20 protein-coding genes, 1 tRNA gene and 1 pseudogene are annotated in these 23,017 nt (G+C 51.6%); 6 read left to right on the top strand and 16 right to left on the bottom strand.

Going from position 1 to position 23,017, the window contains the following annotated elements:
- Positions 1-18: 18 nt before the first annotated feature.
- The 5 genes from ACUXAC_RS20175 to trmB all read right to left on the bottom strand — a co-directional run bounded on the left by ACUXAC_RS20175 (position 19) and on the right by trmB (position 3,371).
- Positions 19-453 (bottom strand): DUF29 domain-containing protein, encoded by a 435-nt coding sequence (locus ACUXAC_RS20175; protein ID WP_141966646.1) that lies wholly within the window; start codon positions 451-453, stop codon positions 19-21.
- A 100-nt stretch (positions 454-553) separates the two neighbouring features.
- Entirely contained in the window at positions 554-1,276 is a 723-nt protein-coding gene (locus ACUXAC_RS20170; protein WP_060441034.1) for a YggN family protein, read from the bottom strand.
- Between the two features lie 30 nt (positions 1,277-1,306).
- Positions 1,307-2,230 (bottom strand): glutaminase B, encoded by a 924-nt coding sequence (gene glsB / locus ACUXAC_RS20165; RefSeq protein ID WP_033649631.1) that lies wholly within the window; start codon positions 2,228-2,230, stop codon positions 1,307-1,309.
- A gap of 95 nt (positions 2,231-2,325) precedes the next feature.
- Positions 2,326-2,652, bottom strand: coding sequence for a YggL family protein (locus ACUXAC_RS20160; RefSeq protein WP_019456098.1), 327 nt, complete (start codon positions 2,650-2,652; stop codon positions 2,326-2,328).
- A complete protein-coding gene (gene trmB / locus ACUXAC_RS20155) occupies positions 2,652-3,371 on the bottom strand; it encodes a tRNA (guanosine(46)-N7)-methyltransferase TrmB (protein WP_033654659.1) in 720 nt (239 codons plus the stop codon). The genes ACUXAC_RS20160 and trmB overlap by 1 nt, the downstream gene beginning before the upstream one ends.
- A 177-nt stretch (positions 3,372-3,548) precedes the next feature.
- Here trmB and mutY point away from each other — a divergent pair, with 177 nt between their 5' ends.
- The 3 genes from mutY to mltC all read left to right on the top strand — a co-directional run bounded on the left by mutY (position 3,549) and on the right by mltC (position 6,058).
- Positions 3,549-4,649 carry an A/G-specific adenine glycosylase gene (gene mutY, locus ACUXAC_RS20150; RefSeq protein WP_213588229.1) on the top strand — a complete coding sequence of 367 codons (1,101 nt, stop codon included), beginning with the start codon at positions 3,549-3,551 and terminating at the stop codon, positions 4,647-4,649.
- A complete protein-coding gene (locus ACUXAC_RS20145) occupies positions 4,646-4,918 on the top strand; it encodes an oxidative damage protection protein (RefSeq protein WP_004937404.1) in 273 nt (90 codons plus the stop codon). The genes mutY and ACUXAC_RS20145 overlap by 4 nt, the downstream gene beginning before the upstream one ends.
- A 63-nt stretch (positions 4,919-4,981) precedes the next feature.
- Positions 4,982-6,058, top strand: a complete 1,077-nt coding sequence (gene mltC, locus ACUXAC_RS20140; protein ID WP_004937402.1) for a membrane-bound lytic murein transglycosylase MltC — start codon at positions 4,982-4,984, stop codon at positions 6,056-6,058.
- Between the two features lie 50 nt (positions 6,059-6,108).
- Here mltC and speF read toward each other — a convergent pair whose 3' ends face one another.
- Positions 6,109-8,274, bottom strand: a complete 2,166-nt coding sequence (speF, locus tag ACUXAC_RS20135) for an ornithine decarboxylase SpeF (RefSeq protein WP_454266878.1) — start codon at positions 8,272-8,274, stop codon at positions 6,109-6,111.
- 703 nt (positions 8,275-8,977) lie between these two features.
- Here speF and ACUXAC_RS20130 point away from each other — a divergent pair.
- A tRNA-Phe gene (locus ACUXAC_RS20130) sits at positions 8,978-9,053 on the top strand.
- A 192-nt stretch (positions 9,054-9,245) separates the two neighbouring features.
- Here the strand turns inward: ACUXAC_RS20130 and ACUXAC_RS20125 are convergent.
- The 3 genes from ACUXAC_RS20125 to ACUXAC_RS20115 all read right to left on the bottom strand — a co-directional run bounded on the left by ACUXAC_RS20125 (position 9,246) and on the right by ACUXAC_RS20115 (position 13,397).
- Positions 9,246-10,277, bottom strand: a complete 1,032-nt coding sequence (locus ACUXAC_RS20125; RefSeq protein ID WP_089186769.1) for a tyrosine-type recombinase/integrase — start codon at positions 10,275-10,277, stop codon at positions 9,246-9,248.
- A gap of 85 nt (positions 10,278-10,362) precedes the next feature.
- Positions 10,363-12,063: a TraI domain-containing protein gene (locus tag ACUXAC_RS20120; RefSeq protein WP_454266858.1), complete on the bottom strand. Its 1,701-nt coding sequence runs from the start codon at positions 12,061-12,063 to the stop codon at positions 10,363-10,365.
- The gene (locus ACUXAC_RS20115) at positions 12,057-13,397 is read right to left on the bottom strand and encodes a 3'-5' exonuclease (RefSeq protein WP_454266857.1); all 1,341 of its coding nucleotides are present in this window, start codon (positions 13,395-13,397) and stop codon (positions 12,057-12,059) included. Before ACUXAC_RS20115 ends, ACUXAC_RS20120 begins: the two co-directional genes overlap by 7 nt.
- 282 nt (positions 13,398-13,679) lie before the next feature.
- Between ACUXAC_RS20115 and ACUXAC_RS20110 the strand changes: the two are divergent.
- Both ACUXAC_RS20110 and ACUXAC_RS20105 read left to right on the top strand, forming a co-directional pair.
- A pseudogene (locus ACUXAC_RS20110) lies at positions 13,680-14,130 on the top strand (hypothetical protein); the annotation flags it as partial.
- An 873-nt stretch (positions 14,131-15,003) separates the two neighbouring features.
- On the top strand, positions 15,004-15,762 hold the full coding sequence (locus ACUXAC_RS20105) for a DUF481 domain-containing protein (protein WP_089195161.1): 759 nt from the start codon (positions 15,004-15,006) through the stop codon (positions 15,760-15,762).
- 549 nt (positions 15,763-16,311) lie between these two features.
- Here the strand turns inward: ACUXAC_RS20105 and ACUXAC_RS20100 are convergent.
- The 7 genes from ACUXAC_RS20100 to ACUXAC_RS20070 all read right to left on the bottom strand — a co-directional run.
- Positions 16,312-16,968 carry a DUF421 domain-containing protein gene (locus tag ACUXAC_RS20100; protein WP_072628369.1) on the bottom strand — a complete coding sequence of 219 codons (657 nt, stop codon included), beginning with the start codon at positions 16,966-16,968 and terminating at the stop codon, positions 16,312-16,314.
- A 45-nt stretch (positions 16,969-17,013) separates the two neighbouring features.
- Complete coding sequence (locus tag ACUXAC_RS20095) at positions 17,014-18,177, bottom strand: sugar transporter (RefSeq protein WP_454266877.1); 1,164 nt, start codon at positions 18,175-18,177, stop codon at positions 17,014-17,016.
- Between the two features lie 214 nt (positions 18,178-18,391).
- A complete protein-coding gene (locus ACUXAC_RS20090) occupies positions 18,392-18,895 on the bottom strand; it encodes a TIGR00645 family protein (RefSeq protein ID WP_089186765.1) in 504 nt (167 codons plus the stop codon).
- A gap of 99 nt (positions 18,896-18,994) precedes the next feature.
- Positions 18,995-20,542 carry a GH32 C-terminal domain-containing protein gene (locus ACUXAC_RS20085; protein WP_454266856.1) on the bottom strand — a complete coding sequence of 516 codons (1,548 nt, stop codon included), beginning with the start codon at positions 20,540-20,542 and terminating at the stop codon, positions 18,995-18,997.
- 323 nt (positions 20,543-20,865) lie between these two features.
- On the bottom strand, positions 20,866-21,606 hold the full coding sequence (locus tag ACUXAC_RS20080; protein WP_226773046.1) for a LuxR C-terminal-related transcriptional regulator: 741 nt from the start codon (positions 21,604-21,606) through the stop codon (positions 20,866-20,868).
- 90 nt (positions 21,607-21,696) lie between these two features.
- A complete protein-coding gene (locus ACUXAC_RS20075; protein WP_454266855.1) occupies positions 21,697-22,659 on the bottom strand; it encodes a fimbrial protein in 963 nt (320 codons plus the stop codon).
- Positions 22,660-22,675: 16 nt separating this feature from the next.
- The coding region (locus ACUXAC_RS20070; protein WP_454266854.1) for a fimbrial protein at positions 22,676-23,017 on the bottom strand (342 nt) is incomplete at its 5' end.

Raw genomic sequence — 23,017 nt, 5'->3', positions numbered from 1 at the left:
AGCGCTTTTTTATTGGTGTTAATCTGGGTAAAACGTCTGAGACAGAATCTGCCGAGTTTCCCAGATGCCGTTTTCCGGATACACATCCAGCCCAGTTTCGGCCGTGGCGAGCGCAACGGCCTTCGACCAGACGACATCCAGCCAATCAGCATCGCCCAGTTTACCTTTTAGGCTGGGAGACTCTTTCAAGCTGTAAAGCACCTCTTTGCGCTGCGCTTTAATCGTTCTCTCCCAACTTGTTCCGCGCCTGGCCGGCTGATATTTCCATTTAAGCAAATGTGCAATCAGCACCGTCATCCGGCTAGCAAGTTCCCTTTGCTCGCTCTTCCCCACGTCCTCAATCTCCTCGGCGATCTTTTCAATATCGATCTCAGACAATTTTCCGGAGCGCAAAAGAGCGGCCTGTTCATTTGCCCAGGCAACAACATCGGTTTCGTAACGTGTATGGCTCATAGCGTCCTCCGTAAACATCCATAAATCTGTACGTAGTTTGACCAGTCTGTCAGATAAGCTTAAGAAGGTCAAAAAACATACTGCCGAGAAGATTCTTAAATCACTTCAACGCCTTCAGCAGATCCTTGCGCTGGGTTTCCAGTGCGGTGACGCGGTTGCAAACGTCGTGACCGAAGTTCTGGAAGTCCTGCTCCTGGTTGTTCCACTCGTTCTGGATCGCCTTCTGCAAGCCGCCCAGGTTGCCCATGATCGCCTGCAGCGGGTTGCCGCCGCTGTTGGCAGCCTGTTTGACGCCCATCTCGTTCAGGCTGTCCTGCAGCACGCCGCCCATGCTCTGCTGCACGATGTTGCGGCCATCCTGTTCCACCTGGTCAATCGCCTTGTGGTGGAAGGTCAGGCCGTCGCTGCGGTGCTCGATGATGCGGTTCATCTGCTGTTTCAGCTGGCCGTTGAGGGTGGTCAGCCGGTTGCGCACGTTGCTGTTGCTGCCCAGCTCTTTGACGATCACCTTATCCAGCGCCGAGCGGGCTTTCTCCAGGTGTTTCTGCGCGCCGTCGTCGATCCACGGCAGCTGCTTGCGCAGCGCGCTCTGGTAACTGAAGGCTTTCTGCCGCTGGCTGTCGTTCAGGCTCAGCGCCTGACCGTTGCGGATAACGTCGCCATCCGGCGAAATTTGCAGGTCGCCGCTGGCGCCTTTCACCTGCACGCTCTGCGGGCTGATGATCACATCGTCCTGGGGTTTAACGCTGCATTGGTACTCGGCGTGGGCCTGCGCGGCAGTCGCCGCCAGCAGCAGTAAGGCTAACCCGGTTTTCTTCAACATAGCTTCTCCTGACTCCCATCCAGATTGGGATTAAAAAATCGAACGACCGATACGTTGAGACAACAGTTCCAGCGCCGCAGTTCCCGCCAGCGAGTTGCCGGAAGCATCCAGCTCCGGCGACCAGACGACGATCGACAGCTCGCCCGGCACAATGGCCACGATGCCGCCGCCCACGCCGGACTTGCCCGGCATCCCCACCCGATAGGCGAATTCGCCGGCGCCGTCGTACATGCCGCTGGTCATCATCAGGGCGTTGATCTGCCGGGCCTGCAGCGGGCTGATCACCGTCTCGCCGTTGAGATCGCGGCCGTGATTGGCCAGATAGACGAAGCTGCGCGCCAGCTCCACGCAGCTCATGCGCAGCGCACAGTAGTGGAAATAGGTTTGCAGCACGGTGATCACGTCGTTCTCGAAGTTGCCGAACGACTTCATCAGATAGGCGATGGCCGCATTGCGATCGGAGTGTTCGAACTCGGAGCGCGCCACCCGCAGGTCATAGGCCAGGTCGTCTTCGCCGGCCAGCTGGCGCACCACCTCCAGCATGCGCTGTTTGGGGGCGCTGAGCCGGGTTTGCAGCATGTCGCACACCACCAGCGCGCCGGGGTTGATAAACGGATTGCGCGGTTTGCCCTGCTCCATCTCCAGCTGCAGCAGCGAGTTGAACGGCAGGCCGGAAGGCTCTTTGCCGACGCGCCGCCAGATCTCAGGCTCCTGATAGCGCGTCAGCGCCAGCGTCAGGCTCAGCACTTTGGAGATCGACTGAATGGAGAAGCGCTCCGCGGCGTCGCCGGCCTGGAACAGTTCGCCGTCCACCGTGCAGACGGCGATCGCCAGCCGATCGGCGGGCACTTCCGCCAACGCCGGGATGTAATCGGCCACTTTCCCCTGACCAATCAGCGGGCGCACCTGTTGCAGGATCTCCTCCAGCAACGCGTTATCCAATGTTGTTACCACCTCGGTCACACTCCGGGCAAAACAAAGGCGCCGTTAAGGCACCTTAGATCAATAAAACGGCGCGGCGCGAAGCCGCGCTCATCGGGCAAGCGCGATCAATCCCACCAGATATCGAACAGATCGCTGACCTTAACGTCGGTCAGTTTGCGCGCTTCCAGCCAGTTTTTCACCAGCTCGCGCTGCTCGTCGGTGCAGTGGCCGATCTTCTGCAGGCAGATCAGACCTTCCCACTGCAGGTAGCCGCTGCCGTCAAACGCCAGGCCGTTCGGCTCGATCACTTCATCGATGAAGGTATCCAGCGTGCTGTCGATGTCTTCCACCGACGTGCCTTCGGCGAAGCGCCAGGCTACGGAGAAACCCAGCTCCTGAAATTCTTCAATGTGCAACTTTTTACGTAAACGACGACTGCGGTTCTTAGCCATTATTCTTTCCTCTCAAACATCAAGTCCCAAACGCCATGTCCCAGGCGCTGGCCGCGTAATTCAAATTTCGTCAGTGGGCGCGAATCCGGACGCGGCACGTAATCATTATCGCTGGAAAGATTACGGTAGCCTGCGACCCCGTTCATAACCTCTAACATATGTTCCGCATAAGGTTGCCAATCGGTGGCCATGTGGAAGACGCCGCCGGTCTTCAGCTTGCGCAGCACCAGTTCGACAAACGGCGTTTGCACGATGCGGCGCTTGTTATGCCGCGCCTTGTGCCACGGATCGGGGAAGAACAGCTGCACCATATCCAGCGAGCCGTCCGGGATCATGTTTTCCAACACCTCAACCGCGTCGTGGCACATCACGCGCAGGTTGCTCAGCTTCGCCTCGTGGGCGTCGGCCAGGCAGGCGCCCACGCCCGGCGAGTGCACTTCGATCCCTAAAAAGTTCTGCTGCGGGTTGTTGCCCGCCATGGTCACCAGCGAGGCGCCCATGCCAAAACCGATCTCCAGCACCGTCGGCGCGTCGCGGCCGAACAGCGCGGCGAGATCGACAGCGTCAGCCTGATACTCCACGCCCATCACCGGCCAATAGTTCTCCAGCGCGTGCTGCTGGCCTTTGGTCAGCCGCCCCTGGCGGCGGACAAAACTGCGGATACGGCGCATCGCGCGGCCGTTCTCATCAAATTCCGGGGAGATGACGTCATTAATCATAGTGCTTTCTGTCTGTTTGGCTGCCAATTAGGGAAACGCGCATTATGCAAAGATACATTGGTTTAGCAAGTGTTCATCTTCTGTACCCGCCGTGCGGCGTCGGAAAGTTCCGGTTTACAGCACCATGACTCTATGCTGCAATCTCGCTTCATTTTCTGCCGGATAACGACGCTGCTCATGATGCAAGCACAACAATTCGCACAGGTGGTGCTTGACTGGTATCAGCGCTACGGTCGCAAGACCCTGCCGTGGCAGCTGGAAAAAACCGCCTATCAAGTATGGCTCTCCGAGGTGATGTTGCAACAGACCCAGGTTGCCACCGTCATTCCTTATTTTCAGCGCTTTATGGCCCGTTTTCCCAACGTGCGCGCGCTGGCGGAAGCCCCACTCGATGAAGTGCTGCATCTGTGGACCGGCCTCGGCTATTACGCCCGCGCCCGTAACCTGCACAAGGCGGCGCAGACCATTGTCGCACAGCACGGCGGCGAGTTCCCGACAACCTTCGCAGAAATCGCCGATTTACCGGGCGTCGGCCGCTCTACCGCCGGCGCGGTGCTGTCGTTGGCGCTGGGCCAACACTATCCGATCCTCGACGGCAACGTGAAGCGCGTGCTGGCCCGCTGCTACGCGGTGGAGGGTTGGCCGGGCAAGAAAGAAGTCGAAAACCGGCTGTGGAAAATCAGCGAAGAGGTCACCCCGGCGCAGGGCGTCGGCCAGTTCAACCAGGCAATGATGGATCTGGGCGCCATGGTCTGCACCCGCTCCAAGCCCAAGTGCGAACTCTGCCCGCTCAACGTCGGCTGCCTGTCTTACGCCAACCACAGCTGGGCCAACTACCCCGGCAAGAAACCCAAGCAGACCCTGCCGGAAAAAACCGCCTACTTCTTATTGCTGCAGCACGGCGACCGGGTGTGGCTGGAGCAGCGCCCGGCGGTGGGCCTGTGGGGCGGCCTGTTCTGCTTCCCGCAGTTCAGCGCGCGCGTGGATTTGGAACTCTGGCTGCAGCAGCGCGGTCTGAAAGGCAAGTGCCTGGAGCAGCTGACCGCGTTTCGCCACACGTTCAGCCATTTCCATCTCGATATCGTGCCGATGTGGCTGTCGCTCGACGCGGCGGGCAGCGGCATGGATGAGGGCGCAGGTCTCTGGTATAACTTAGCGCAGCCGCCGTCGGTCGGGCTGGCAGCGCCGGTGGATCGCCTGTTGCAACAGCTGGCGAAGCAGCCCCCGATCCAACAAAACTTATATGGCGATAGCGCCATCGATGAGGAATTAGCATGAGCCGCACCATTTTTTGTACTTTCCTGCAGCGCGACGCCGAAGGCCAGGACTTCCAGCTTTATCCCGGTGACGTCGGCAAGCGCATCTACAACGAGATCTCCAAGGAAGCCTGGGGCGAGTGGATGAAGAAGCAGACCATGCTGATCAACGAGAAGAAGCTGAACATGATGAACGTGGACGACCGCAAGCTGCTGGAAGAGGAAATGATCAAGTTCCTGTTCGAAGGGCACGACGTGCACATCGAAGGCTATACGCCGCCGAGCGAATAACGCTGTTGGGGCCAGGCGCTGGCCCGCTTCAATCCTCTTATACTTCTTCCAAACGGCTTTAAGATGAAGAAAATTTTAGCTTTGCTCGTAATAGCGCCTTTGCTGATCTCCTGTTCCGGCAAAAAAAGTGAAGAAATCAACGAAGCCTGGATTAAAGATACCAACGGCTTCGACATTCTGATGGGCCAATTCGCCCACAACATCGAGAACATCTGGGGTCTGAACGAAGTTCTGATCGCCGGGCCGAAAGACTACGTCAAATATACCGACCAATACCAAACCCGCAGCCACATCAACTTCGACACCGGCGCCATTACCATCGAGACCATCGCCACCACCGATCCGGCCGCACACCTGCGCCAGGCGATCATCAGCACGCTGCTGATGGGTGACGATCCGGGGTCCATCGATCTCTATTCCGACGCCAACGATATCCAGATCAGCAAAGAACCGTTCCTGTACGGCCAGGTGCTGGATAACAAGGGCGCGCCGATCCGCTGGGAATGGCGCGCGGCGCACTTCGCCGATTACCTGCTGCAGACCAAGCTGCAAAAACGCACCTCCGGCCTGCACGTGATCTACTCGGTCACCATCCAGCTGGTGCCGAACCACCTGGACAAACGTGCGCACAAATACCTGCCGATGGTGCGCAAGGCGTCGGAAAAATACGGCGTGGACGAGTCGCTGATCCTGGCGATCATGCAGACCGAATCGAGCTTCAACCCGTATGCGGTGAGCGGTTCGGACGCACTGGGCCTGATGCAGGTGGTGCAGCATACCGCCGGTAAGGATGTGTTCCAGATGCGCGGCAAATGGGGCACCCCGAGCCGCAGCTACCTGTTCGATCCGGAGAACAACATCGACACCGGCACCGCCTACCTGGCTATCTTGCAGAACAACTACCTGGGCGGCATTCAGAACCCGACCTCGCGCCGCTATGCGGTGATCACCGCCTACAACGGCGGCGCAGGCAGCGTGCTGCGGGTGTTCTCCAGCGACAGAACGCGCGCGGTGGGCATCATCAACGGCATGCAGCCGGGCGACGTGTACCAGACGCTGACCACCAAGCACCCGGCCGCCGAGTCGCGCCGCTATCTGGTGAAAGTGAATACCGCGCAGAAGAGCTACCGCAGAAAGTAACGCGTTCCGCGTGGATAAATGAGAAGGGCCGGTGCGAACCGGCCCTTTTTCTATGGCTTGATCATATAGCCGAAGATGCGCTTCCAGCCGTGATCTTTTTTCTCGATGTAGACCCCCTGCAGCTCCGGCGAGAAGCCCGGCAGGCGATTGATGCCCTCTTCCAGCGCCAGGAAGTAGCGCTGCACCGCGCCGCCCCACACTTCGCCCGGCACCACGCACAGCACGCCCGGCGGGTACGGCAAGGCCCCTTCCGCCGCGATGCGCCCTTCCGCCTGGCCGATGGGCACCAGCTCGACGTTATCGCGGATAAACTCCACGTTGGCGTCCTGCGGGTTCATCACCACCGGCGGGAAATGATCTTGGCGGAACATCTCCTTTTGCAGCTGTTTGACGTCGAAGCTGACGTACAGATCGTGCATCTCCTGGCACAGCCGGCGAATGCTGTAGCCGCGGTAACGCTGCTCGTTCTTGCGGTATACCGTCGGCAGCACCACGCTCAGCGGTGCGTCCTCTGCAACATAGCGCTCGAACTGCGCCAGCATCTCCACCAGGTGCTCCATCTTGGCCGGGTTTTCCGCCGGGGTCAGCAGGAACAGGATCGAGTTGAGATCGCACTTCTCCGGCACGATGCCGTTCTCGCGCAGGAAGTTGGCCAAAATGGTGGCCGGCACGCCGAACTCGGTGTATTGCCCGGTCGCGGCGTCGATGCCCGGCGTGGTCAGCAGCAGCTTGCACGGATCCACCAAATACTGATCCTGGGCATAGCCTTCGAAGCCGTGCCACGTTTCCCCCGGCACGAAGGTGAAGAAGCGCGCGTCGTTGGCGATAAGGTCAGTATCGTGATCCTGCCAGTCTTTGCCCGCCACCTGCTGCGGAATAAACGGCTTCAGCTGCGAGCAGCACTTGAGCAGCTGTTTGCGGGTCTCGATGCCCAGCTTGACGCAGTCCATCCACATGCGGCGCCCGGCCGGGCCGGCGTGCATCTTGGCGTTGACGTCCAGCGCGGCGAACAGCGGATAGAACGGGCTGGTCGACGCATGCAGCATGAACGCGTTGTTCAGGTGCTTGTGGTTACAGTGGCGCTTTTGCCCTTTGATATGGTCGTCTTTCTTGTGGATCTGCGAGGTCTGCGAGAACCCCGCTTGCTGTTTATGCACCGACTGGGTGACGAAAATGCCCGGATCGTGCTCGTCCAGCTCCAGCAGCAACGGCGAACACTCTTTCAGCATCGGAATAAAACCTTCGTAGCCCACCCAGGCGGAGTCGAACAGGATGTAGTCGCACAGATGACCGATGGTGTCGATCACCTGGCGAGCATTGTAAATCGTGCCGTCGTAGGTGCCGAGCTGGATGATCGCCAGCCGGAACGGCCGCGCCGCCGCGGCTTTCTCCGGCGCCACTTCGCGGATCTGCTCACGCAGGTAGCGTTCGTCGAAGCAGTGCGCATCGATGCCGCCGATAAAGCCGAACGGGTTACGGGCGGTTTCCAGATAGACCGGCGTGGCCCCGGCCTGGATCAGCGCCCCGTGGTGGTTGGATTTATGGTTGTTGCGATCGAACAGCACCAGATCGCCACGGGTCAGCAGCGCGTTGGTCACCACTTTGTTGGCCGCCGAGGTGCCGTTGAGCACGAAGTAGGTTTTATCGGCGTTGAACACCCGCGCCGCGTGCTTTTGCGCATCCTTGGCTGACCCTTCGTGGATCAGCAGATCGCCCAGCTTGACGTCGGCGTTGCACATATCGGAACGGAACAGGGTCTCACCGTAGAAATCGAAGAACTGCCGGCCGGCCGGGTGTTTGCGGAAGAACTCGCCGCCCTGATGCCCCGGGCAGGCGAAGGTCGAATTTTCCATCTCGACGTAGGTCTTCAGCGTTTTGAAGAACGGCGGCAGCAGCGCCTGCTCGTAGGCATCGGCGGCGGCCTCCAGCTGCGCCATGTAGAACGGCTTGCTGGCGCCGGCCAGCAGCGCGAAAACCCCACTGACGAACGGCAGATAGTCCGGCGAGAGATGCTCATCCCCTTCCACCGCCACGAAGGTCGGAATGTCGAACCCCGTCGCCTGCAAGCGCGCCAGAATGCCGGCGTTAACGTCGGCGACCGACACCACCACCGCCGCCACGTCGGTGTAGTCCGTCTGCTCTACGCGCACGATTTGGCGCAGCGTCTCAATGGTGGCGACCAGGCTGGCGCTGGTCGCGATTTTCAATTCTTTCATCATGCTGACTCTCAAACGGTGAAGGATGAGGGTGTGCCACCGGCACGGTAATGAGATAACGCGGTTATCCCGGTAAAGCGATACCCGGGCACGGCAGCATAAGCGGCGTGCGTGACCGGCTCATGATCGGGGATCATCAGGCGGCTATCGGGGGAACTGGTCTTGGCAGCGTCCGACAGGCATCAGTAAAATCAGGGCCGCAGCGCTGGCTTTACGCATGCCTAACAGCGAGCATCGGCGGCCTTACCGCATGGCCGGCAGGCGTATTCGGGCGGATGACGTGCGAAGGAGACAACGGCGGAACGGTGGCGGCGTCAGATGTCTGGTGCGCAGCAGCGCTTGAGCAACAAAACCAGTCATGCCAATAACCCTCTGGCTTATAAGAAGCGGGAACACCGTCAGGGAACGGAGAGTGCTAAAATTTGCGCAATGATTGCATGATTCGTTACGGGGTTCAAGCAAGAATCGTCTTGGTTTAACGCGCATTGATTTTACAATAACGCATTGTTATTTAATTAAAAAATAATAAAAACCCATCTAAGCAGCGGTATAAATACACGTTTTATATGCATATTTATTGAGTGGCAATACCCTCCCATCCCCCACTCCTCCGGGTTGGCTGCCTGAAAATAGAGCAACCGATCGGCTTTGTGACAGAAAGCGATTGACGCCACCCGGCCAATACGGTTTAATGCGCCCCGTTGCCCGGATAGCTCAGTCGGTAGAGCAGGGGATTGAAAATCCCCGTGTCCTTGGTTCGATTCCGAGTCCGGGCACCACTAATTCTGCATCAATGCACACTGGTTAAAAGATGATAACTTTAACGGGTGATTAATACGGAATCGACTTGTCAAAGTGATAACAGAGTAACTGTTTACTACCGCGACGTTGTAAGTTGAATTCCTCAAGAAGGGTGCCTGTGTGACAGCACAGGCGTCCTTTTCTCGATCACTGGTGATATTCACAGCAAATCATACCTGTGTCAAGCTTTGTAAGCTTCTCGTAGCAGTGATATCCGTATGTAAAACAAGCTCCTGTTCAAGTGCTTTTCCTGCGACTTCCATATCCAATTCGATATACTCCATTGTGGTACTGACATTACGGTGACCCAGTAGATCCTTCACCAGTTTTAGATTTCTGTCCGGGGATTTCATCAACTCCGTGGCAAGTGTGTGACGGAAACGGTGTGAGGAAATATCGAAGCCACTCTCCCTGGACAACCGACGATAGAAGCTACGAAATGACTGCAGAACGTTTTTCTCGTCATAGATGTAATGAGTATTCCGTGGACTGGTGAACCGTTTGACATCAAAAAGCAGGTCATGCTGATCCGCACCTCGCTCGATTGCACGCATCATGAGCAGCTCTATTCGCTCCCTTAATTGACGAACCACCGGTACTTTCCACTCCCGATGTGTTTTGCTGCCTTCAAGTCGAAGTTCGATCCAACCTTGCTCAATGTTCACATCTCTCAGGCGGATGTGGATCATCTGATTGTTACGCATACCGGTATATCGAAATGTGTCTAATACCGTCATCCAGAACCAGGTAGGATAGAGTGCACACTTTCCACCCTTCACTGGTTTTCTCTCCTTCTCCCGCTGTTCATACTGTTGCATCACGAGGTAAAGACGGGTCAATTGAGACTTCGTCAATATTCGTTTTTTCTTAGTGTCAGATCGAACTACCGTTCCATTAAAAGGGTTCTCACCGTGCTGAACCAACGCTTTTTTAATACCCAAATTAAATATTGCCCGCAGATGGGCCACCTTATTGTTCCAGGTATGTACCGAAAGGTTTTTCTCCTTTAACAGATGCCGACGCCAAAGCAACACATCCCTTTGCGTCACCATAGCGGGTGTTATAGTTCCGCCAATAAAACGCGTAAATGTTAGTGTTACTTTCCTATAACTCCATTCCGTTGCTGCACGTAGTTGTTTGGTGAAAAAATATTCCTCGAGCAAGAACTCCCACTCATCGTGCATTTTTTCTTCACTTTTCATTTCATAACCTCGAATAGGTTTATTTATCCACTCACAATCCGTCAGATTTACCTAACATTTATGAGATTCTCCCTGCATCAAAAGACTACGGGATCACGAGTAACTGACTGTCCTCTGGCACGCGTGTCCCGCCGTACAAACTATTTGCCTTAATCAGGTAACCATTGATACGACGATATGTGCCCACCCCCTCAGGCTTTTCATAAAGATGGCCAATAAAGAATCGCTGCCCCTTACGGATCCGATGTCTTCCTAGTTTTTCAAACGCTTTTTGGATAGCATTTCGGTCAGTACGCTCGAAATTATTTTCTTTGATATACAGATGAAAAATATCTGGAACGCAGAGAAACACGAACCCACTGACAATATGTGCTCTGGAACCTATGGTATTAACGGATATGTCCCCTTTTTTTACCCCAAAACTCAACCACTGTAGAAATTCGCTCCCAACATTGCTCTCTGCATTCAAAATACCTTCCACATTATTCTCTTCTAACCGTGGAACCTTTGATAAATGTTGAGTCTCTAAAATAGCCTTTGTGTCCGTGCTCTTTAGTAGCTCAGGTTCTATTACGCCTGGTAAAACACAGTCATCTTCAATTACAGTAGTTATGTCATGTACCGACCCCTGCTTTTCTTCAGGAAGGAGGCTCTCTTTCTGAGGGGCGTTTCCCTCTTCTTGGTTATCCAGGCAAGTCGGTACTGACACCTCTACCGCCATTAATGACAACAAAGCCTGCGTATCTTCTTCTACACCCCCCACCGTTTCTGGTGCCAGGACCATCTCAGCCAAAGGCTTATCGTTGACCGGCGCATCCAGGGCCGAGCTAAGTAACACTTCTGTGACTAACGGTGTATTTTCGTTAAGCTGATCTAATGTCTCTGCCGGCAGTTGCTCCTGAGCAAGAGGAGGATGGGTACTGCTGACTGCGCTTTGCAAATCAGTCTCGGGTACTGAAGTAGTGGTATTTTCTGTCGTTGGCGCCAAGGATGGTAAGACTGTTGCCAATGTGTCGGAGTTGGATATCGGCAAAAGCGATACGGCCAAACCATCGCCACGAGCCAGTTTGGTCGCCTCCAGAATAATATCGTCAATTGCAGGTAATGTGCTCGGTTGCCTGGACGCTATCGTCATCAACGAATGTATCGCTGCTGGTAGTGTTGACAGCCATTCGATAAGCTCTTCAGGCAGCAGCCGTGCCGCAATCATTGCGCTCTGACTTGTGGCCAGGGTCGGGGCTGACGGGGCTACCCTGAAGCGGAAACGGTAAGGTTCACCCGGCACCGTCAAGCCAGGTAACCAGGTGCGGCCACTTTGGAACTCGCCTTGCATCTGACTCAACAGCGGCAGGTAGTGCCATAGCGCTGCATAAAACACCACGACATTCCACTGCACATTCTGGGCGGATTGTTCTTCGGGCGCGGCCCCCGGGGGCAACATGTGCCCCTTGGCCAGTCGAACCGCATAAGTCATCGTCTGCAGGGTAACATCGACCAGCCCTCCTTCCCTGGCATGCTCCCCTTGGGACGCGGCCGGAAGTACCTGCATCAGCTTAACAAGCTGCTTCAAGGGTTGCAGATAGAAATGTTCATAGAGATCTTTGGGCAGCGCGCTGTTCTCCCACAGCTGTTGTAAACACTGCTGACGAGAGGCCGTGCTCAAAAGCTGCTCTGCGGATGCCGGCATAAAATAACCTACAGGACATTGAGAGCCTGGAATGCTTGTCGTTGGATTTGCCGACATAGCCCGGGTTCCAACCAGCAGTTCTTTGATAGCCTTCAGCATGCCAGACCTCCGGCGAGGTCATTACTCTCGCTGTCCATCAACATCTGGAGCAATTCATTCAGTATTAACATTTGCCGGGCACGAGTCACCGCGACATACAGCAGATTGGTTTCATCAGTACGTTCGCTTTCGGCCATCAGGGAATCCGTAATATCGGCAAAATCCTCGTTCAGTATAACCACCGGCCACTCCAGTCCCTTGCTGCGGTGCGCCGTCGACACAATCACCTGCGCCTGGCTTTCGTCAGTAACAGCATGTTCACGCATCACCTGCAGCTTTTGTGGCAGCGGGAAGTACTGCTCAAGCAACCGAAGCCCCTGGTTCATCTCAACATCCCTGGTTGCTCTGGCAACCGACTCAAATTCCTCAAAGTTGCGGTATTCTCGCGCCAGCCGCGGGGACTGCATCCGCTCAGTCATGTCAGCCGAAAACCAGTAGAGGTCTTCCAGCTCCTTGGTCTTGTAGCCGGCGATACCGCCGACCCAATACACCGTCTTGCCAGCCAGACTGGCATCCAGCGCAGCGCCGATGACTCCGGCCACCGTTTGGCTCAATATGGCAACAGGCTGTCCCTTCACGTCATCAGGTGTACACGTCATAACCTTGGCATTTCTCCCTTCCCCGACCAGCTGTATCGTTTCTTCTTGCCGGGAAAGCAGCATATTGACCACCTGAGTTATAGTAGGATCAAAACGGAAACTGTGATTCAGATAAAGTTGAACCGCATCGACCAACTCGGGAGCATCGAGGACATTTTCCTCGCCACTAAACTGGTAGATTTGTTGATGGCCATCGTCGACCAACACCACATCACAGCACTGCGCCAGTACCAGTGACTGAGTCACCGCGCTCGCGCCTTGTTCCTCGTTAAACATGAGCGTCTTCCAGCGTTTGAAAAGGTCAGGCCGAGAGAGCTGATACAGATTGAGGTAAACGTCATGGGACACAAGAGAAGTAGCGCCCTGGCGTGCAGACTCGCACCAGAGCAATTGCGCCAATACCAGGATTTTGTCGGGCGACAAACCACAGCGTGAATCTTTATCAAGAAAGTGTTGCAGACCCAATTCGCTATCCCCATTACAGAATAAACCGTTAAAGGTCGTGATAGATGTGCGAGCCAGCGGCCTACATTCGACGATAAACGGGAATTTTCCCTCAGCCTCATCCCTGACTGCACGGTTACAGGCGAGATAAAGCATTGTGCAGTTCGAGCTTGCCTGCGCAAAACGGAACAATGTTGACGTTTTACCGGGGCCGGCTAACGCCGTGAACACCAGGCGATGGCCGGACCAACCAATGATTGCGGTTTGTTCAGGTGTATTACAATGAGACATAAGCAGCGCTCCGTAAAACTTGACCGGCATTTATCCTGCGCAGAGCAGTATGGCTACCACCATAGAAAAACCTTTTCCCAAAAGAAATAGATTCCCATAGTCAGCAGTTTTCAGTTTGATAGACGGCTATCACATCCTCATTCCTGAAGTCTATTAGGGCAAAAACTGTGGGGAAGCCTATACCTCCGAAGGCAACCCAATGCTAACAATCTATTTTTCAGGTTTTCCCTAGTGCCAAGAATAACAAATATCAGATGACTTTATGGCGACAGTACGAAGCGTCTGCCGTTGAACATTCTGCTGAGTCCCGGACAAGCCCATTAAAGCTAGTTCGTACAACGTCTGCTGGACGTCATTGGTGTGACTCGTCATAACGGCAGCATGAAGCGGTGTAATCAAGCCGTACGGGCTGATAAAGCTTACTCAAGACATGCGTTAAGTAACCAGCTGAAAAAAGTATGAAAAACGTCATTCCACTAAATCAAATGAGGAAATGGCGTCGCATGGTCGTTTAAAGCTCGATCGTGATGCCTAACACAATCGCAACGTTTTTGAACATTTCCTTGGTCGCCTAAAAGAATATTATCGCATCGACACACTTTACGACAAAACGGCGACTTATTATCTAGCGATGGCAAGGCTGGGTTCCCCCCTACTGTTTACAAAAGATTACGTAATTAAAGAGGCAGCACAGCTTAGATTATCCATGAGGGCTCAGAAACGACAGAGATAGTCGCCAGCCACGACCACCCAAAGAAAATTTTTCACAAATTCATTTCAATGAGTTACAATAGTTAGTGATGAGTTCGACTTTTGAGAAGTTATGAAATGTTAAGCAAAATAAAAAGTGTATTTACGACTTCACCAATTCCCTTTATCGTAATCTCGATGCTATTGGGGCTGCTTTTATTTTTGTTTATTCATTGGATGATTCTCGATATCACCATCGATTTTAAATAATTAATAGTAAATCAACCAGCACTATTAGAGTCTATTTAACAAGTAGCAGTCATGAACTAAAGTTAACCCCGAGCTCCCCTCCCAAGGGTCAATTGAGTTTGACAATAAGCAATAAAAAAAGCGACATGGTTGGTGAACATGCCGCGCAGGAATTACATCTAACTAATTTTTATTATGTTTACTATAAATATGACATGTACTTATGTTAAATAAACGTCATTTTACTCATTAATGATAGCATAAATTATCGGCAAATCCAGCCCGTCAGTAACAGTCCGAATGAAGCTAGCTTTTTCACAGTTCTGTTTATGCGTGCGTATATAACATGTAGCAGGTCATCTTACTCTTTCAATCATACGCAACTCACCTAGCTTTATGGTATTCATTTCACACGGGCCGTCACAGGCCCATAATTTCACCCCACCCTCAATTAGTCTACTTTGATACCATGGCTTGATAAGCAGCAATAAGCTGTTTACAAACTTTGCCATTCAACTCGACGAGCTTGGAGGATAGGCAAAAGGTAAGCCTTGTGTATTGCCATATTGAGTTATATTTTTTACAATTAAAAACTGTCTTGCTAAGACAGCTATCTCATTACCAATGAGATCCCCATAAACAGACTAAGACAATTTTGGCAAAAATCATGAAATATCGCAATATAGTACCCGTCATTCTTCTTATCGCTACTGGCGCGCTTTTTAGCAAACGCGCCATTTCAGATGATTCCATATTTACAATTATGGATGACCCAACATCTGCAAAAAAACCTTTCGAAGGCAATATCAATGCAGGTTATCTTGCGCAATCTGGTAATTCGAAAAGTACCAACCTGACGATGAGCAGTAATATGACCTGGTACGATTCTTCAACTGCCTGGTCCATTTGGGGTAATGCCAGTAACGCCTCTTCCAATGACGTTCGCTCCTCAGAAAAGTACTCTGCTGGCGGACGAAGCCGCTACAACTTAACCGATCGCGACTATATTTTCGGCCAAGCCGGCTGGTTAAGCGACAGATATAACGGCTACCGAGCACGCGATACATTCACCACTGGCTATGGACGCCAATTACTGAATGGGCCTGTTCACAGCTTACGCGTCGAGGCAGGTCCCGGTATACGTCATGATGTGTATACAGGTGGAGGTAGCAAGACTAACGCACTGGGTTATGTATCTGCAACTTACAACTGGCAACTCACCGAAAATGCCAAGTTCATTCAAGGCCTGTCTGCTCTTGGGAGCAAAGATACTACCGTTAACTCTGAAACTGCCCTGGAAGTTGCTATTAGCGAAAGATTTGCATTGAAAGCAGGATACATGATGACCTGGAACTCCTCTCCCCCATCATCAGCGCCAAATCATACCGATAGACGCACACAAATAACTTTAAGCTATAAGATGTAACAGAAAAAGCCGGAATATAGCCGGCTTTTTTTCGTTTTTTTAAATCATGCAGGGACGATAGAGAACGCCTTACTCAATGCAAAACACAACCTTAACATTAATTGAATACCTCTACCGCCCCTAAAGGATAGAGTATAGGCATTCTGTTAAAAATGCAATAGTAAGCAGCGTTAATTCCAATTGATGGATGCGCTAGTTCTTATTACCGAAAATAACACATAATCTTTATTGAAATTTAAAGCACTGTTGACCAACATATTAGCAAGATGTTCCAAAAAATCTATCAAACCACTATTTTTGCCCACTGTCTGATTTAAAAACTGCGGTGCCGGGTGCCTCCCGGAGAATTGTGTATCAGCACCACAATTCGCGCAAACCGCCCAAGCCCATAACCTAAATAGCTGATACGCCCCACCGCACAGGGGGTTTCACCACAGTGAAAAGAGTGTAACCCTAAATCGCTAAAATTTACAATGAGATATCATTGGTTTTTCCTATTATGATCAGAGATAATGTCGAGCTTGGTACAGGCATCCCTGCAAGCGTAAATCAAACATTATTCACCACCTCACCATCCATAAGAATAAAGCTCACATTTCCTTCCCAATACTCAGCCAGGTAAATGTCTTCAACTGCTACCTGACATGTTGTTATCTTATGCAGTAACCACTCTGGAGTCTTTCCGATTTTTTCAAGGGCTTCCTCCTGCACCTCGCCTTCTTTCATAACAATACACGATGGCACCTTATCCTCATCACAAGCCAGAGTTATCTGGCCACCCGGTTCGATCTGAGCATACTTGATGGCCAGCAACGAGTGTATACCCTGTGCATGTATGTGTGATAACACCCCTAATATATCTATTTTGTTTCTTTTGTTACGTATATTTTCCATCAAAAATCGATGATCCTTAATGATTGTAATCGGCTCACCAATCGTAATTGATCTAAAAAACTGTATCCGCTTGCTTACAGAGTTAAGCATTGATATCAAGATGACCCCCATAATGAGTACGGCAATGTACTGATACAATGGGATCGCATCACTGTAGATAACACCGCCAATGATCCCGCCAATAACGAAGTTTCCGATAAAATCTATGGGAGTCATTTGCGAAAGTTGAGTTTTTCCCGAAAGATTAAAGTGCGTCATCACGATAAGAAATCCGATAAGAAATTTCACCAAGACTAACATGTAATATTCCATTACGACTTCCTCCTATAGTGTCTATTTTCGTGAACAGATTCTTCATCAATGAAAACGTCTTAGCAAAAAGCTAAGGCTCATGGCCAAAAAGACGATTGATGCAGCGACAAAGCCTATAGCGCCAATTCCCCACCCTTGAATAACCAGGTTACCCAATAAGGCACCGCTACCTATACCAAAATTATAAAGCCCGGAAAAAAAACCCATTGCAACATCTGTCGCATCGGGCGCGAGATTCAAGACTTTTGCCTGCATCGAGAGCCCAAACGCCATTATGGCCATACCCCATAACGCACATAACAGAGTCAGGCTAACCTGGCTATTCGATGAAGGGAAAAGAAAAACGAGACTTATCAGTAACAACGTCAGCGCAGCATTCAAAAATGCTATGGGGTAGCGTTCGCCATATCGACCAAACAGTAAACTGCCTGCAATTCCTGATACACCGAAGATTAGTAATATTAACGTCGTGACATTCTCGGACATGCCCGCCAAATTTTGTATAAACGGCTCAATATAGCTGTACGTCGAGAAGTGGGCCGTAACAACAATGACAGTGATAATATAAACAAATACCAGAGGCCATCGCCTAAGCAGCTCAGGCACCATAGTGAGTGATCCCGCATTCTCGCTCTTTAGTTCCGGCATAAACTTCAGTACCATGATTAATGCAAAGGCAGCGCTCGCCGCGATCCCGGCAAAAGTCATTCGCCAACCAAACCATTGGCCAATGATGCGCCCCACTGGGAGGCCAAGCACCATGGCTAAAGCGGTTCCCCCTGCCAGTAAGCTTAATGCCTGTGCCCTTTTACCTGGCGGTGCTACCCTTATCGCCAATGACGCCGTTATCGACCAAAAAATGGCATGGGAAAGTGCAACGCCCGCACGTGAAAGCACCAGAAGGCTAAAGTTCCATGCGATTGCAGTGAGAACATGGCTCGCGATGAACAGGATAAAAATACCTGTGAGTAACCTACGACGTTCAACCTGGCCTATCGCAAATATGCACGTCAGCGAAGCAATCGTGACAATCCATGCATAGAGCGTGATGATCAGGCCGACCCGTTCACTCGGAATGGAAAAACTATTGGCAATATCGCTCAGTAAACCGATAGGTGCAAATTCAGTGGTGTTGAATATAAAGGCTGATAGCGTGAGGATCCCCACTCGCATCCATGCTGTTGTACGCGATACTTCAGGCGCATCCATCATAACCTCCAATACGGGTTGTACATCTAGACAACCGCCAACCGACAACAAGCCAACCAAATATCAGTTCGGCTGGCCACGGTGAAAGACTTAAATCTTTTGTACAAACACAAACATCCGCCTTACGCGATTGCGCAATGAGTACAGTGGCTCACGCGTTTACATCAACAGGGAGGTTATCCTGAAAACCTCCCGCCACTGACCATGTACAAGGTCAGTCGGCGTCATCGCTCTTCTTAGAAATTTTCTCAAGTACTTGCATCAGTAGCGCCGTGAAGACAAAGCACAGGTGTAAGCCCATATACATCAAAATTTTGCCATCGGGGATGCTCTTTGATTCCATGAACACACCGAGTAAATGTATGGTTGATATGGAGACCACCGAGACAAACACCTTGTTCTTGAGTGACTCAACGTCCATCCTGCCTATCCATGACAGCTCGCTGCTTGCGCCCTCCACGTTCAAACGGGAAACGAAGTTCTCATAGCCAGAGAAAACAACCATAACAAGCAGCCCCCCTATCAGAACAAAATCAACCAGTGATAGAAGATGGAGAATAAGCTGCTCATTGTTGATATATGGCGCCTCTTTAAAGAGCACCATAAACTCCAGGAAAAACTTGTATGCCAGAATGAACAGGCCGGCAGCCAACCCCAGATAGACCGGTGCCATGATCCATCTGGCTGAAAACATTATCTTTGCGAATAACTTCTCCATAATTGTCTACTCATCATTTTAAGTCAGCAATATTGATACACCCGTAAACCGGCCTGTGTTTTTAATGCGCCAGGGCTAGATTGGTGTCTGCCAGGCCCGCTATAAGTTCCCTTGAGCAGCCTCACTTTCACTTGTTATGGCGCGTAATGTTCGCACTTTCAGCTGATTAACGGTTGCTTCTCCGCCTTCAACCAGTAACGTCAACCGGTCGAAATGACACGTACTGAAATACAATGCGGTCCCCGACGCGGCGCCCTTATCACCCAGAAGCTCTAATGATGTACGGTCCAAAATCAGTCGCATATCTGTGTTGCGGGTTCCCGGTGCCAGTGCGTACGAAAAACTGTTCACAAAGTACCGGTGCGAGAATCCAGCTGTCTTGCCTCGTTCAATAAACAATCCGCCAAAGTCTCCACCATCAAATCCGACGTCCAGGGATTCTCCCTGCGAGTTGGAAAATCTCAGGGTGAATACGGCACCCGCCGAAAGATTAATATCCAGTTCAATATCAAGAGCCTCTCCTGCGGGGACGGGATGGCTCAACAAGATATCACTTCCTGTCAGATGCGGTTTCTCAACCAGAACACGTTGCACAAGGGGGGACAGATCAACAAACTGCTGAGTGATACGCCAATCACCCTTGATTTGCCGAAGCCCAATCCTCCTGGGGAGCGTCATCATTCCACGCGACGAGGTAAACGGAACGAAATTGGCATATTGCCAGTTGGAGAGCCAGGCCAGCCCGATAGGAACACCGCTCGTACCGGAAAAACTCTGGAAAGCATAGTAATCCTTCCCGAAGTCCATCAGTCGAGTCGCCCTGTCGACGGGTATGAATCGCTGGCCATCAAAGTCTCCCACAAAATACTGGACCGTGCTTCCCCCCTGAGGCGCTCCTGGATTGATGGACAGGAATAAAACCCATTTTTCGCCGCCACCCTCAACAGGCACGCAAAGAAGATCCGGGCACTCATAATCCACACCCAGCAGCCCTGCATCAGCGAATTCACTCAGTTTTATCCACGCTTTTAGATCATCCGAACGATAAAAAAGCACGCGATGTTTTCGTGCATCAACGACCGTCATGATCCAGCACTTCTCTGCAGAGTACCAAAAGACTTTCGGGTCACGGAACTGATCGGAATCGATATCCAAAACCGGATTACGGCTGTAACCGGTAAATGTTTTACCCTCGTCATGGCTAAACGCAATTTCCTGTGTCTGAACCGTTGCACCCGCACGTGTATAGACCAGTACCAAGCCGCCAGAAAGGTTATCAAAGAGCCCGCTTGAATTTTGCGCGTCATTGACGGCACTGCCACTGAATGCCTGCCCGGCAGCGGAGTTCACCAGGGCTGTCGGCAACGTGCGCCAATTCAGCAGGTCATTGCTGACTGCGTGTCCCCAGTGGACGTTGCCCATGGCTGCTGCAACGGGATTATGCTGATAAAAAAGATGATACTCTCCGCGATAGAAAACCAGGCCGTTCGGATCGTTCATGAAGCCCGTTATCGGTGCATAGTGGACCTGAGGCCGGTAGTTAACAGGCGGCATTGGCTGAGTGCTTTCCTGGGAAAAACTTGCACGGGTCATGCCCATCCCCGCCCCCAGGCACACTGAAGAGAAAATAAATTTACGTCTGTTCATTAAATTAATCCCTGATATACAGTGAACATTGAACGCCACTCTATTCTGTAATCACGCGTGACGTGAACGTGACAGTTCAGGTATTGCCTACGGCCGGCCTGCGACCTCTCGCGTCAAAGGAAAACCGATAATCAGGCGTACTCAATCATTAGGTATAACAACACTATCGCTACAGACAGTATAACGATAGAGAATGCTCTCCATCGACGTTCGCTTTTCGTCATCATTCCCTCGTTAGTCAGTATAAGTCATCATGGGCACCGTAACCTGTTCACCTTCTCATGGCGTTATTCTAAACAACCGCTGTCATCACCCTACCTTGCTTATAATAAAAAGGGTTGATTGGCGTTTGTTTCAATTGGAAGGCATCGAGCCTTATCACCCCGCAAAATGTACCCCTCGATGAAAAGACTGCGTAGCTGCGCGGTCGATGATATACGCATCTTGATCATGGCGTTTCGCTTGTGAGTGCTAACTGTTTTATATGCAACATCATATTTTCTGGCCAGGCTCTTGATGCTGTGCCCCTCTATAATACCGGTAATGATGACGATTTCACTGAGCGTGAGGTTAGACATCGGGGGACCTATGCAAGTGCGAGTGCTGGGTGAAGGCATCTCGCCATCTAAAATTCGCGTGAAAAAGTGTACAAATGAATCAATGTCTATTCTTTTGGGGATCTGCCAACATGGCTGCCCTCCCTCAAAAGCGTTGAGTTTTCTTAAAAACATGGTTGGTTTTGAAGACCAAACCAGGCAGGTGACGGACGGGTAATGCGTGGCCATAAAATGTGTGAAGTCATTCCAGCTTTTATAATTTTCAGTCGGGCCATAGGCTTCCATTATATAAATATCGGCGGGGCCTTTCAGCACAATCAGGCGAATTATCTCGGAAAGGCTGGAGACAGCATCAGTTATGTTGACTCTGTCGGCCAGGCTCTCTCGCAAAATGTGAACCATGCTTTCTCGATGAAGCATCACCGGATCCATCACTACAACGTCTATCTTTTTTTTATATTTTTTCAAGATTGTAATGTCCAGGTAATAACAGGCGCTAATGACCATCACGCAAAGCCCATCGGATTAATTGGGCACTGCATGATGGAAAGGGTAAACACGTATTTGGATAATTCACCAACCGTGGAACGGATGGCACTACTCGTAAACGAACGTCACTCCGATGATAGACTGTACATTGCCTGCCACAACCTGCCCAGTGGTTCGTGCATAGGAAGCCGTTAGTCCCAAGCTTTGGGGGCTGGTACCGACCGTACCGAGAGAGACATTCTTATTGGTGGCTACAATGCCATTACGGTTAGACAGTTGTACGCCAACGCCAGTAGCCGGGTTTGAAGATGACGTATTGGTAAATATGGTGCTTGCCGTATCAGCAGTTGTGCCGGTCAGATAATAAGACAGCTGTTGGTTTTGTCCGCAATGGACAGTCAGCGGCACAGCAGCCGTGCCGGGGTAGTCCGGCAAGGTAACCGTCACATTGCGCGATGACACGTCGCAACCACCAGTGGGAACCACCACTGTGTTATTAGCATAAACATTCCATGTGAAAGTTGCTGTATGGACATTCCCTCCATTAGAAATATTTGAACCGACTTGTCTCATAACTAACCTTGCTATAAGGGTTCCCTGATTCACCACGACCCCACCCGCTGTAGATACGGGGGAGAGAAATAATTGCGTATCCCATGGAACAAATGAACCAGACCTATTGTTTACTTGTTTTGTTTCATATGTTGTAGGAAAAGGATAACTACTTCCATAATACTTAACTGTGCCATTAAAATTCTGCAAAACCCCACCATAAGCAGAACCTGATAATAAGCTAACCAAATCGTTTCTGATATTAGGTTGGTCATTTCTGCAGGTGATAGATTGAGAAAGATCTACTACCAGAACTTGCCCAGGTTGTACGCTGGGCGTTAGATTAGCGTAAACGTTTAGCGAGCCAGTTCCCGCTGCACTGTTCAAAGTGTTTCCGCGTGAATCTCTACAAGTAAATGCATCAGCGCCGGATGAGTATGCCATTAGGCATACAGAAGCCACGAGGGCAGCAACTTCTTTTTTCTTCAACACTTTCTTTAGTTTTGAAACCAGTGTCATGACATGACTCCTCAATTTAGGCGTAGGTGTACGTGACATTAATCACGGCCTGAATGCTGCCTTGTTTCGGGTTACCTTTAACTGATAACGCACGAACCTGTAATGGCAGACTCGCTGACTGTGTGGAATCATCAACCTGAACCGCCTTGGTTTTGCCGTTGTTCAGGTTATTGCCACTGGTGTCCTGCAGCTCCAATTGAAGATTGGTTGCCCCACCCTGGTTTTTGTAATATCCCGTGCTGTCCGTTGTCCCCGTGAACTTGGCCGTGACTCTCGAAGTGCCTATTGGACAATTGGTCAAATTCAGCGTTACCGGATGCCAGGCCGAGCCCGAACCGGGCTGTGTAAAATTGAAAGA

The organism is Serratia sp. 121840015-1, from assembly GCF_053627655.1.
This window is presented reverse-complemented; position numbering and strand designations above follow the sequence as displayed.

Bases quoted from the DNA above. Each gene is read 5' to 3' on its own strand.
- ACUXAC_RS20175 (WP_141966646.1), bottom strand. From the start codon at position 453: ATGAGCCATACACGTTACGAAACCGATGTTGTTGCCTGGGCAAATGAA.
- ACUXAC_RS20170 (WP_060441034.1), bottom strand. From the start codon at position 1,276: ATGTTGAAGAAAACCGGGTTAGCCTTACTGCTGCTGGCGGCGACTGCC.
- ACUXAC_RS20160 (WP_019456098.1), bottom strand. From the start codon at position 2,652: ATGGCTAAGAACCGCAGTCGTCGTTTACGTAAAAAGTTGCACATTGAA.
- trmB (WP_033654659.1), bottom strand. From the start codon at position 3,371: ATGATTAATGACGTCATCTCCCCGGAATTTGATGAGAACGGCCGCGCG.
- mutY (WP_213588229.1), top strand. From the start codon at position 3,549: ATGATGCAAGCACAACAATTCGCACAGGTGGTGCTTGACTGGTATCAG.
- ACUXAC_RS20145 (WP_004937404.1), top strand. From the start codon at position 4,646: ATGAGCCGCACCATTTTTTGTACTTTCCTGCAGCGCGACGCCGAAGGC.
- mltC (WP_004937402.1), top strand. From the start codon at position 4,982: ATGAAGAAAATTTTAGCTTTGCTCGTAATAGCGCCTTTGCTGATCTCC.
- speF (WP_454266878.1), bottom strand. From the start codon at position 8,274: ATGAAAGAATTGAAAATCGCGACCAGCGCCAGCCTGGTCGCCACCATT.
- ACUXAC_RS20125 (WP_089186769.1), bottom strand. From the start codon at position 10,277: ATGAAAAGTGAAGAAAAAATGCACGATGAGTGGGAGTTCTTGCTCGAG.
- ACUXAC_RS20120 (WP_454266858.1), bottom strand. From the start codon at position 12,063: ATGCTGAAGGCTATCAAAGAACTGCTGGTTGGAACCCGGGCTATGTCG.
- ACUXAC_RS20115 (WP_454266857.1), bottom strand. From the start codon at position 13,397: ATGTCTCATTGTAATACACCTGAACAAACCGCAATCATTGGTTGGTCC.
- ACUXAC_RS20105 (WP_089195161.1), top strand. From the start codon at position 15,004: ATGAAATATCGCAATATAGTACCCGTCATTCTTCTTATCGCTACTGGC.
- ACUXAC_RS20100 (WP_072628369.1), bottom strand. From the start codon at position 16,968: ATGGAATATTACATGTTAGTCTTGGTGAAATTTCTTATCGGATTTCTT.
- ACUXAC_RS20095 (WP_454266877.1), bottom strand. From the start codon at position 18,177: ATGGATGCGCCTGAAGTATCGCGTACAACAGCATGGATGCGAGTGGGG.
- ACUXAC_RS20090 (WP_089186765.1), bottom strand. From the start codon at position 18,895: ATGGAGAAGTTATTCGCAAAGATAATGTTTTCAGCCAGATGGATCATG.
- ACUXAC_RS20085 (WP_454266856.1), bottom strand. From the start codon at position 20,542: ATGAACAGACGTAAATTTATTTTCTCTTCAGTGTGCCTGGGGGCGGGG.
- ACUXAC_RS20080 (WP_226773046.1), bottom strand. From the start codon at position 21,606: ATGGTCATTAGCGCCTGTTATTACCTGGACATTACAATCTTGAAAAAA.
- ACUXAC_RS20075 (WP_454266855.1), bottom strand. From the start codon at position 22,659: ATGACACTGGTTTCAAAACTAAAGAAAGTGTTGAAGAAAAAAGAAGTT.